Raw genomic sequence first — 11244 nt, 5'->3', positions numbered from 1 at the left:
GCCTTCGTCCTCATGGTCGAAGATGTGGCAGTGATACATCACCTTGCCCGTTTGCCTGGCGAGCCGTCCGGCGACGGTGACGAGCGTGTTGGCGTGGACGGTGATGGTGTCCTTCCACCCGGACTCCTCCGGTGCGACGGGAACGGGGGCACCAAGGGTGAGAGGTTTCGTCGTGTGGCCGTCGGCGAAGTCCATGCCGGAGCTGTCCACCACCCGCCGGTCCACGACTTGGAAGTCCATCAGGTGAATGTGCATGGGGTGATAGATGGGCACGCCTGCGGGAGCGACGCTGATGAAGTGCCAGCGTTCCCACGTGCCGGCGGTGGCGAAGAAGGTGGTGGTGTCCTCGAACATGACGCCGGTGCGTCGCAAGGTCCTCGTTCTGCCCGCCATCTCGATCTGGACGGCGCCCTCCTCGGCCGCCGCGCCGGCGTCGGCTTCCTGCATCTCCCACAGTTGCGGCATCGCGCCGGTCTTGTCGAAGGCGAGTACGACGAAACGTTCGGTGGCGTCGTCGGGCACGCTCGCGGCCGTGAGCTGCCGGAACGAGGTCGACAGCGTTGCCGGGAGCGAGTACGGGGCGTTCCGCTTCTGCTCGACGCGGAACTGCATCACCTCCGGGAAAGGGATCAGGAAATCGGGCAGCGGATCGCCGGCATGCTGACCCGGGATCGTGTTGACGAGTTTCAGCCGCTTGCCGGGGAACGCCGCGAAGTCGATCACGATGTCGGCGCGTTCAGCCGGTGACAGCGACAGGGCCTCATCGATGGTCTGCGGCTTGCCGAGTAGTCCCAGGTCCGTGCCGACGATCTTCATGGCGCCCTTGACGACCTCGCCGGTCTCCTCGTCGACGACGACGAGGCGGTAGGCCCGTGCCCCGGAGGCGTTCACGAGGCGCAGGCGGTAAGCGCGGGCCTGCACGTCGAGGTAGGGCCACACCACACCGTTCACCATGGTGAACGGACCGAGTCCCGCGAGCGCCGGAGGCATCCTGTCCGGCTGCGGTGCCTCGTGGCCGCCGATGATGCGCTTGGCTAGAATCTGGCCGGTGAGGCGTCCCGCGGCGTCCGTCTCGAAGTTGACGTCCTGAACCATGAGGGGAATCTCGTACTCGCCTTCAGGCAGGCGGAGTCGGTCCTCTTCCTCGTCACGGACCAGGTAGTTGCCGATCAGGCCGGCGGCCACGTTCAGCGCCGTCACGGACATGGCGTGGTCGTGGTAGAAGAGGTGTGCCGCTGCCTGGTCGTTGGCGAGCTCCCCCAACTGGGCGTTGCCGGGCGTCACTCCGAATTCAGCCGCGCCGTCGTTGAGCGCGTTCTGGTGGCCGCCATGTACGTGGACGCTCGTCCACGCGGTCAGACTGTCGATCTCCGGCCGTGGGAAGCCGCCCTCGGATCCCGGGCGGTTGTAGGGGAGAAGACCTGGCCCCGGGCCGTCGGGATGCACCCACACCGCCTTGAGCGGCGACGTACCCGTCAGTTTGTTGTTCCAGGAGACCCGTACCTTGTGTCCGCTTCGTACTTCGATGGTCGGGCCGGGGAAGTGGCCTTCGTAGGTCCACAGTCGAGTGGGCGGCATCTGCGAGTGCAGGCGCTGACGCGTGTCGACAAGATCGATCTCGGTGACGTCGTTCTTGCGCGGCCGCAACGTCGGAGGGATGCGCAGCCGGTCCTTGAACGGTGTCAGGCTCGTGAAGGTCGGCCTGCTGACCCCGTCCAAGGGATCGGCGGTCGCGGTCCTCTGCGCCGACGCCCGATTGCCGTTGATGAAGCCGGTACCGGCCACGGCGATGGCGGCTGTGGTGACGCCCGCCATGCCCAGGAGCGACCGTCTGGATGTAGCTGTCATGCGAAATGCGTCCTGGTTCTGGTGCTTCGGGGCGCGAGTAACGCCCGGTGTGGTGGTCCGCGCATGCGGAGGCATCGTTGAGATGCTGAACGGACACAGCGGTGCCAGACCGCCGCGGAGGATCCCGGCTGCCTCGTGCTGTCGAGGGAGGTCGTCGCGGCCGGGGGTGTCGGCGGGCGGGACAGACCTGAGTGGGGAGGAGCCACGCGTGTGGCTGAGCCGGCCTTGTGGGCCGGAATGCAGAACTGGCCGTTATGGTGGCTCGGGTTCTGCGGGAATCAATCGGTTCCCGAAGGAATGGATTCGCCGGACGGCACCCTCACGGGTGACACCGTCACGGTGTCCCTGCATTGTTCGCGGTCGGCGCGGGCAGCGCGATTGATGCCCGAAGTGTCGAACAGTGGCGCCACGTACTCCGGACGCCTGCTGCCGTCGCGGATATGCGTTATGAGCCTCGTTCCGCCCGTGCCCGAAGGACAGGCAGAGCGCGGATGAGTGCGCGTCCGAGAAGCATCATCGCTTCGGCTCCCAACCGCGGCCGTTGGCCACTTCGAAAAGAAGTAGATCATTCAATGTTTGATTGTGCAACTTCCGTGTTCATGGTGGACAAGCCATGAAGGGGAGGGGAGGGAGGAGGGACGTCATGCGGTACGGGTCCGGGCGCGCCGTACGAGCCCGACTGCCGTGTCGACGACGAGAAAGCCGAGCAGGGTGATCCCCAGCACGGGAAGTGCCCACCCCACAGCGGCCACGGCCGCGGCACACGGAAGAAGCACCGTCAGGGGCAACTGCCGCCATGCCCCCCGCGCCGGAGCCTTGCCGAGCGGGACGGTCCGGCTGCTGCGCGTGGGACGGCGTTGCCACCACATGCGGTAACCCCACAGGATGACGAAGACCAGGCCGAGTGCGATCAGTGCCAGAAGAATCTGATTGGCGACTCCGAACAGCAGCCCCATGTGGCCCTGCACGCCGAGTTTGCTGAGCTTGGCCAGGACGGGATGGTCGGCCCAGCGGTTCTCGGCAGTGACCGCACCTGTCACCGGGTCCACCGCCACCTGGTCGTAGTGCACGGGCCAGCGGGGGTCGTCCTGAGCGACCGTCCAGGCACTTCTCGTGTCGGCGGGCGGAGTCACTTCCACCCTGCCGCCCAGCCCGGCGTCCCGGGCCACGGCAAGCGCGGTGTCGAAGCGGGCGGGCTCCGCCGGCGCCTGTACCTGGCCGGCGCGGTGCCCGGCGTGTCCCGCGTGCTTGCCCTCGTCACCCCCGGTCTCGCCCGGCAGCGTTGTGACCAGTTCGGGAGCGTTCCCCTGGGCCGCGTCGAGCAACTGCCCGAACCGGTCGCCCGCATGCTGCGACCATGTCAGCCCGGTGGCACTGAGGAAGAAGAGTCCGGTGGCGAGCCACAGGCCGGTCACGGCGTGCAGGCTACGGGTGCGCCGTACGCCACGGGCGGAACGGTCGGGCAGCATGACGTCGCGCGCCGACTTGGCCCGCCGTCGACGGGAGCGTCTCAGCCACAGGACGAGCCCGCCCGCGACTACGACCCACAACCAGCTCGCCGCCGTCTCCGAGTAGAGCCGGCCGGTCTCGCCCAGGTGCAGATGGCGATGCAGGTCGTCCAGCCATGTGGTGAGGGGTGTCGACCCGTACCACGTGGTCAGCGCGCCTCGGACTTCGGCGGTGTACGGGTCCACGAAGACCGTGCGCTGCCTGTCACCGAGCTCCGGCACGGACAGCACCACCCGCGTGGTGTCCTCTGCGGCGGCCGGGGTGACGACCGAGGCCACGGTTCCTTCCGGGTGGACCTCCCGGGCCGCGGCTATCTGATCCGCCAGCGGCCGCGGCTCGCTCCCCATCCGGGCGACCTGGAGTTGCTCGCCGTAGACGAGCTGGTCGAGTTGCGGTGTGAAAGCGTAGGCCAGCCCTGTCAGCGCCGCCACCAGCAAGAGCGGCGCGACCAGCAGACCTGCGTAGAAGTGCAGGCGCAGGAGCAGCGCTCGCACCGCCCCCCACGTACCTGGCGTTTGCCCTTGTGTCGAAGCCATGTGTACATCCCCACTCGGCGCCCGGCGCGCTGTGGCGCGGGCGTTCGCGAAATCGGCGCCTCAGCGGCGTAAGGCGTGGCACGTCCGCCGCGATCGGGGCGCAACGAGGCGCCCACTGCGGCATGGGCGGCGCCGTGCCCACCACGGCCGGTGGCCCCGCGGGCGGTCATCGGCGGACTCGATGAGAGCCCGCTACCGCGGTGTTCTGACGGACGAAGCGCGGAAGGGGCACCCACGGAAGAGCCGCATGTGCCGGATCGTTTCCGAGGGGCGTTCCCGAGGGGCAGTGATGGGCGCCCTGGGCGGGATCGCCGCCACCTTCGGCACTGCGCACGCGATGCGGCGACGCCCAGCCACGGTCGGAGTCACTCATCGAACGGCGCCGCCCTGGGTCCGGGAGTCCGGACGCGGCCGCCATCGGGTTACAAATACAAGCTCGCACTCGACAATGCAATTCCGTCCGCCCGCCCGTCACCCTCACGTGGCCGGGCCCGGGCGCGCCGTCCGCGGTGGCGCGAACGCATCCGCGGCCGGTCACGCCCGCCGTGAGCATCCCTCGGCCGGAACGGCATGCGGCGACTCAACGCGCCTTTGCAGCCTTCCATTTGAGGCGGCACCTGCACGGCCTTGGTCGGCTTTCGCTCAGGCAGACGGAGTTCCGGGGATGGACCGAATCCGACCTCGTAGCCGGGCGTACCAGCACTCCACCCGGGCCCTGAAACCTTACTTGACTGGACAAGCCTCCAGTATTTGACGCGTCAACTGTTCAATGTTCTACTTTCGCCACTGCTCGCGATCAAGGAGTGTCCATGAGCGACAAGAAGATCATTGCCGTCGTCGGTGCCACGGGCCAGCAGGGCGGCGGCCTCGTGCGCGCCATCCTGGCCGACCCCGACGGCCCCTTCACGGTGCGCGCCCTGACTCGGAACGCCGACTCGCCCGCGGCTGAGGAACTCGCCGCGCAGGGCGCCGAGGTCGTGGAGGCCGACCTCAACGACGATGCGAGCCTGCGTGCGGCCTTCGAGGGGGCCTACGGCGCTTTCGTCGTCACCAACTTCTGGGCCGAGCTCACTCCCGAGCAGGAAGCCGCGAACCTGACGCGCCCCCAGATGGAACTGAACCAGGCCGCCGCTGCCGCGCGTGCCGCGAAGAGCGCCGGCCTCCGGCACGTCGTGTGGTCCACGCTCGAGGACACCCGCCCGCACTTCCAGAGCCTCGGCAGCGAACTGCCCACGCTCATGGACGGCTACAAGGTTCCGCACTTCGACGCCAAGGGCGCGGCGAACTCGTACTTCACCGAGGCCGGCGTCCCCACGACGTTCCTGGAGACGACGTTCTACTACGAGTCGCTCCTCGCGGGCCTGGGTCAAGGCCCGCAGCGGGACGACAACGGCGATCTGGTCCTGGCGCTCCCGATGAACGACGCCGTCATGGCCCTTGTCGCCGCCGAGGACATCGGCCGCACCGCCTACGGCGTCTTCCGCGCCGGCGCCAAGTACGTCAACCGCACGGTCGGCGTCGCCGGCGCCCACGCCACCGGGACCGAACTCGCAGAGATGCTGACGAAGGCCCTCGGCGAAAAGGTCACCTACCGCCCGGTCGGCCACGACGCGATGCGCGCCGCCGGTGGCTGGTTCGTCAACGAGATCGCCAACATGTACCAGTTCTACGCGGAGGCGTCGGAGAACTTCGTCGCCAACAGGAACCTCGACCGCGTGCGCGAGCTCAACCCGCAGGTGAAGTCGCTCGACGAGTGGCTCGTCGAACACAAGGACCAGCTGATCGGCTGAACCCGGCATGTCCACGGGTGGGCCGCCCCATGAGAACGGCCCGCCCGTTGCCCACGAACACCCCGTTGTCACGCCACCGTTCCAGGATCTCGGAAAGGCATACATGACCAGACAACTCGCCCAGAAGACAGCGCTGGTGACCGGCGGATCCCGCGGTATCGGAGCCGGCATCGTGAAGAGGCTGACCGAGGACGGCGCGCAGGTCGCCTTCACCTATGTACAGGCCAAGGAGAAGGCCCAGGCCCTGGTCGAGGTGGTGGAGGCCGCCGGCGGCCGTGCGATGGCCGTCCAGGCCGACAACGGCGACGTCGAGGCGGTCCGGAGGGCCGTCACGGAGACCGTGCGGACCTTCGGCGGGCTGGACATCCTCGTGAACAACGCCGGTTACGGCGAGGGAAGGTCACTGGCCGACATCTCCGTCGAGGATTTTGACCGCGCCGTCGCGGTGAACGTCCGAGGGGCGTTCGTGGCCGCTCAGGAGGCGTTGCCGCACCTACGCGAAGGCGGACGCATCATCAACATCGGCAGCGTCTTCGCCGATCGCCTCCCGGTGTTCCCGGGAGCGAGTTTCGCCCTGTACAGCCTGACCAAAGGGGCCGTCGCCGGCTGGACGCGCGGGCTCGCGCGTGAGCTCGCCCCACGCGGCATCACCGTCAACAACATTCAGCCCGGTGTAATCGCCACGGACGTTCTGACCGGAGCGGCGGCCGAGATCATGGTGCCGCTGACTCCCGCCGGACGCGCCGGAGAACCGGCCGACATCGCCGGCGCGGTGGCATACCTGGCGAGTGCGGAGGCCTCCTTCGTCAACGGCGCCACCTGGACCATCGACGGCGCCTACTCGACCTGACCCATCGGCCCTGCCGCGTCGACGCTCCGAGCCCCGTACTTGGTGGGTGCGCCCGCAGGAACCCCGCCCCCAACGGCCGCACAGTCGAGCTGTGACGAACTGGTTCCTCAGCCGTGCCGAACCCCCGACGGCTGGGACGTTCAGCCCCCTGTGTGGACGCTCGGAGCCCCGTACGCGAGATCCATACGACTTGGGCATAGTGAATAAAGCATGTTCTAATCAATATGCGCGCACCTACTCCGCCGGCTCGGCGCACCTCTGATGGCGCAGGGACCGGCCACACGGCGCGCCCCCGGCCAATGCCCCCGACAGGCACCTGAACACGTCTACAGATCGGACATCCGTCGATGACTTCCTATGCCCTACACGCCGGTGCGCTGTTTGACGGACACGACGTGTCAGGCCCCGCCACCGTGCACGTCGCGGGCGACCGCATCGTGGGTGTGGACCGCACCGGCGCCCTGCCGACCGACGGCACCGAGGTCATCGACATGGGCCCCTCGGCCTGCCTCCTGCCCGGACTGATCGACACCCACGTCCACCTCGCCTTCGATGCGGGCCCGGACCCCGTGACCTCCCTGGCTGCCACCTCCGACAGCGCCCTGGTTGCCCACATGCGGGCTGCGGCCCGGTCCGCTCTGCTGGCCGGTGTCACCACCGTGCGTGACCTCGGTGACCGTGACTACCTCTCGCTTGCCCTCAAGGCGGAGTTGACCCAACACCCCGAGCGCGGTCCGGAGATCCTCGCTGCCGGCCCTCCGCTGACCACCCCCGGCGGTCACTGCCACTTCCTCGGAGGCGAGGTCGAGGGCGCCGACTCACTGCGCGCCGCAGTCCGCGAGCATCACGCCCGCGGCTGCGCCGTCATCAAGATCATGGCCAGCGGCGGACACATGACACCCGACTCCGTGCCGGCGCATGATTCGCAGTACGACCTGGACGACCTGCGCGTGGTCGTCGACGAAGCGCACCGCCTCGGGCTGCCGGTGGCGGCGCACGCCCACGGACTCCGAGCCATCAAGGACGCGGCGGAAGCGGGTGTCGACAGTCTGGAACACGTCTCCTTCCTCACCGCCGATGGTGTCGCCTCCGACGCCGAACTCGTCGACACGCTCGTGCGGAAGGGCACCTTCGTCAGTCTGACGCTGGGCCTCGACCCGAGCGTGGCGCTGCAGTTGCCCGAGGGCATGGCCGCGCAAGTCGACGCTCTCCTGGACACCTACCGTCACCTGCACAAGGCGGGCGCCCATGTCGTCGTCGGATCGGACGCCGGTGTGGCGCCGTGGAAGCCTCACAACGTCCTTCCCTACGGCGTGGCGGACCTGGCGCAGCTGGGTGTCTCGCCACTGGCGGCGCTGACCTCCATGACCAGCCTGGCAGCCCGACTGTGTCGCGTGGAGGGCCGCAAGGGACGCATCGCCGCGGATGCCGACGCCGACATCCTGGTCGTCGACGGCGACGTCGCGCATGACCCCGCGGCCGTTCTGAACGTACAGGCGGTTTTCCGCGCCGGGGTCCGCGTGCGATGACGCGCTGTGGGGTGATTGCCGGGCTCCTAGCCAGGACGCGTCAGTGACGTGAGACGACGGTTCTCCAGGGTGCGGAAGCCGCTGCATCCGAACGAGTGTCAGGCAAGGCCCCCGGCGGGGACATCGACGTGATCATCTGACGCTATGATCACGCCGCGCGATGAGGCAGCATTCGAACATCCGCTGCCCGGCAGGAGGCGCAACGGGGCTGCGGAGTAAGCCACTTGACCGACCGCGGCTCTAGGGAACCGATGACTGAGTATGGCCGGGGCCAAGGCTCCGAACCGTGGCATCCGCAGGACCCGTTGTACGGGGACGGCGGTTGGGGCGGACCGCAGCTCCACGCCATTCAGCAGCCCTCCTACGACGGCCGGCCGGCCCACGATCCGGAGCAGCGGCAGGAGTGGCATGACGGGGACTGGGGCACCGGCGAACACCCTGGCTACGGCCATGCCCAGCAGCAGTACGCCGCGCAGGCGCAGCAGTCGTACGGAACCCAGCAGCAGTACGACACCGGCAGCTGGGTCACCGGTGCGCAGGCGCACCTACCGTACGCCGCCGACCCCACCGACCCCTACGCCCAGCAGGGCGTCGCCCACGGCGGCGAGCAGTCCGACGCCTACCTACCGTCGGCGCCGCCCGGTCGCCGTCGCGCCGAACCGGAGCCCAGGTCCGGCTGGGAACCCGGCCCCGACCAGGGCGAGCACGCGTTCTTCGCCGGCGACGACGATCAGGACGACGAGTCCGCGGACCGGCGTGGGCGCGCCGAGCGGCGGGGCCGGGGTGGCAAGGACAAGGGCAAGAAGAGCCGCAAGGGGCGTTCCCGCCTCGTCGTCGCCCTGTTGTTCGGCGGCGGCATGGCCGGTGTCGCCTACTTCGGCTACCAGTTCTACCAGGACCGTTTCGGCGCGGCCCCGGACTTCGCGGGCGGTGGTAACGGCGAGGCGGTGACCGTAACGATTCCCGAGGGTGCGGGTGGCTATGAGATCGGCAGCCTGCTGAAGAAGGCGGGTGTCGTGAAGAGCGTCGACGCATTCGTCGCGGCGCAGAACCGCCATCCCGAAGGCCAGGGCATTCATTCCGGTGTGTACACGCTGCAGCAGGAGATGTCGGCTGACAGCGCGGTTGAACGCATGCTCAGTCCGGACAGCAAGAACAACCTGATCATCGCCGAAGGCAAGCGAAACGCCGACATCTACCTGCTCATCGACCGGCGCCTGGAAGTCGCCGACGGCACCACGGCGGCGGTTGCGAAGAAGGAGTACAGGCAGCTCGGACTGCCCGCATGGGCGTTGAACCAGCCCAACGTCAAGGACCCGCTCGAGGGCTTCCTCTACCCCTCCAGCTACGCCGCCGCCAAGGGACAGAAGCCGCAAGACGTACTGAAGCAGATGGTGGAGCGCGCCACTTCGACGTACGCACAGCTGGGCGTCGAGAAGAAGGCGCAAGCGCTTGGCCTCGACGGCCCTTGGCGACTGCTCACCATCGCAAGCCTGGTCCAAGCGGAAGGTACGAGCCACGACGACTTCCGGAAAATGGCCGAGGTCGTCTACAACCGTCTCGACCGGACGAACCCCCAGACCAACGGCATGCTTGAGTTCGACTCGACGTACAACTACATCAAGAACCAGAGCGAGATCGACCTGAGCCTGAGTGAACTCAGGAACTACGACAGTCCTTACAACACCTACTACACCAAGGGTCTGCCACCTGGACCGATCGGCAACCCGGGTGAGGAAGCGCTGAAGGGTGCACTCGACCCGACGGACGAGGGCTGGTTCTACTTCATCTCGATGGACGGCAGGACCAGCGAGTTCACGAGGACGAACGAAGAGCACCAGGAACTCGTCGACGAATGGAACGCCACGAGGGGCAACTGATGGCCGCTGCGAAGTGCCTCCGCCCCCGGATGGCGGTAGGCCTTCCAGCCGCGGCCGCACCCCTGCCGACGGGCCGGGCCGGGACGGTCGTCAGGTCGTCGCGGCAGCCAGCAGCGCACACCTCAGAGGAGAAGTTACTAGCCAGTCGCCCCTCGGTGCGAGGGCCGCGGCCCATGCCCTGAAGTTCGGAAACAGGCAGTCGGGCGAGCTGGCCTGAAGGGTGTTGCAGAAGGCCGTGAGCTGGGCATCTCCCCTGTATGGCTGGAGTGTTGAGGGCCGAGCGGGTGTGGGTGGAGACGTTCACCGGGTTGCGGGTCGACCAGTTCGGTCGGCTACTGAGGGCCGTCCAGGAGCGAGGTGGCGAGGACTGTGGGTGGGGTCGTCGTCCGTGGCGGCTGCCGCTGGCCGAGCGGGTGCTACTGGTGGCGGTGTACTACCGCACGAACCTCACCATGCGGCAGCGTGCCCGCTGTTCGGGGTCTCACCGGCCACCGTGTTTGCCGGGTGATCCAAAGGCTCGGTCCGCTGCTCGCGCTCGAGCCAGCCCGCACCTCTCAGGATGCCGTCGAGCGGCTGTGGATCGTGGACGGCACCCTGGTCCCGGTCCGCGACCGCAAGGTCGGAGCGTCCTCTCGTAACTACCGGTTCTCGGCGAACGTGCAGGTCATCGTGGATGCGGAGACGCGCCTGGTGGTGGCCACCGCCCGCCCAGTGCCCGGCAACACGGCAGACGCGACAGCCTGGCGGGACTCCGGCCTGGCCGACCACTGCGAAGGTGTGACGGTCCTCGGCGACGGCGCCTACATCAACACCGGCCTGATCGTCCCGCACCGCAAACGCCCCGGACGGCCCCTGCTCAAGGGCGAGGAAGAGGACAACGCGCAGCATCGCAAAGTCCGCGCCCGCGTCGAGCACACCTTCTCCCGCATGAAGAACTACAAGATCCTCCGCGACTGCCGGCAACGCGGCGACGGCCTCCACCACGCCGTCCAACGGGTTTGTCGACTGGATCTTCTTCCAGTGCTGGTGGGGACCTTTGCCAGCACGGGTTCGAAGTGCGGCGAGTCTCCACGCCGTCCTGCCGTGACCACGATCGACATGGGCTTCTGGCCCTGCTCGACGGCCAGGTGCAGCTTGGTGGTGAACCCACCGCGTGAGCGCCCCAGCCCATGGTCAAAGGGCTCGGTGAAGACACCGCCCGGCGGTTTTTTCTGCAGGTCACCCTGATTCCGGGCCCCGACCGCATGCTGATGAGCGCGGCACACCGTGGAATCGACGCTCAGGTCCCACGTGCGGTGGCGC

General features: G+C 68.1%; 6 protein-coding genes and 2 pseudogenes. 5 read left to right on the top strand and 3 right to left on the bottom strand.

Annotation, left to right across the window (positions count from 1 at the left end):
• Together AB0O67_RS33650 and AB0O67_RS33645 are read right to left on the bottom strand one after the other, a co-directional pair.
• Positions 1 to 1815 (bottom strand): multicopper oxidase domain-containing protein (locus tag AB0O67_RS33650; RefSeq protein ID WP_365458617.1); only part of this gene is annotated, 1815 nt, incomplete at its 3' end.
• A 674-nt stretch (positions 1816 to 2489) separates the two neighbouring features.
• A complete protein-coding gene (locus tag AB0O67_RS33645) occupies positions 2490 to 3893 on the bottom strand; it encodes a PepSY-associated TM helix domain-containing protein (protein WP_365458614.1) in 1404 nt (467 codons plus the stop codon).
• Positions 3894 to 4702: 809 nt separating this feature from the next.
• On the opposite strand from AB0O67_RS33645, the gene AB0O67_RS33640 reads away from it, so the two are divergent.
• The 5 genes and pseudogenes from AB0O67_RS33640 to AB0O67_RS33620 all read left to right on the top strand — a co-directional run.
• Complete coding sequence (locus AB0O67_RS33640; protein WP_365458611.1) at positions 4703 to 5683, top strand: NmrA/HSCARG family protein; 981 nt, start codon at positions 4703 to 4705, stop codon at positions 5681 to 5683.
• Between the two features lie 103 nt (positions 5684 to 5786).
• A complete protein-coding gene (locus tag AB0O67_RS33635) occupies positions 5787 to 6533 on the top strand; it encodes an SDR family oxidoreductase (protein ID WP_365458608.1) in 747 nt (248 codons plus the stop codon).
• Positions 6534 to 6928: 395 nt separating this feature from the next.
• Positions 6929 to 8062: an amidohydrolase family protein gene (locus tag AB0O67_RS33630; protein WP_365458605.1), complete on the top strand. Its 1134-nt coding sequence runs from the start codon at positions 6929 to 6931 to the stop codon at positions 8060 to 8062.
• Positions 8063 to 8313: 251 nt separating this feature from the next.
• Positions 8314 to 9942: an endolytic transglycosylase MltG gene (mltG, locus tag AB0O67_RS33625; protein WP_365458603.1), complete on the top strand. Its 1629-nt coding sequence runs from the start codon at positions 8314 to 8316 to the stop codon at positions 9940 to 9942.
• A 257-nt stretch (positions 9943 to 10199) separates the two neighbouring features.
• Positions 10200 to 10950: pseudogene (locus AB0O67_RS33620) on the top strand (transposase family protein); the annotation flags it as partial.
• 23 nt (positions 10951 to 10973) lie between these two features.
• On the opposite strand, the pseudogene AB0O67_RS33615 reads toward AB0O67_RS33620, so the two are convergent.
• Positions 10974 to 11244: pseudogene (locus AB0O67_RS33615) on the bottom strand (transposase); the annotation flags it as partial.

The organism is Streptomyces sp. NPDC086077, assembly GCF_040686175.1.
Taxonomy (GTDB): domain Bacteria; phylum Actinomycetota; class Actinomycetes; order Streptomycetales; family Streptomycetaceae; genus Streptomyces.
This window is presented reverse-complemented; position numbering and strand designations above follow the sequence as displayed.

Excerpts from the sequence above, each read along its gene's own strand:
- AB0O67_RS33645 (WP_365458614.1), bottom strand. The coding sequence starts at position 3,893 with ATGGCTTCGACACAAGGGCAAACGCCAGGTACGTGGGGGGCGGTGCGA.
- AB0O67_RS33640 (WP_365458611.1), top strand. The coding sequence starts at position 4,703 with ATGAGCGACAAGAAGATCATTGCCGTCGTCGGTGCCACGGGCCAGCAG.
- AB0O67_RS33635 (WP_365458608.1), top strand. The coding sequence starts at position 5,787 with ATGACCAGACAACTCGCCCAGAAGACAGCGCTGGTGACCGGCGGATCC.
- mltG (WP_365458603.1), top strand. The coding sequence starts at position 8,314 with ATGACTGAGTATGGCCGGGGCCAAGGCTCCGAACCGTGGCATCCGCAG.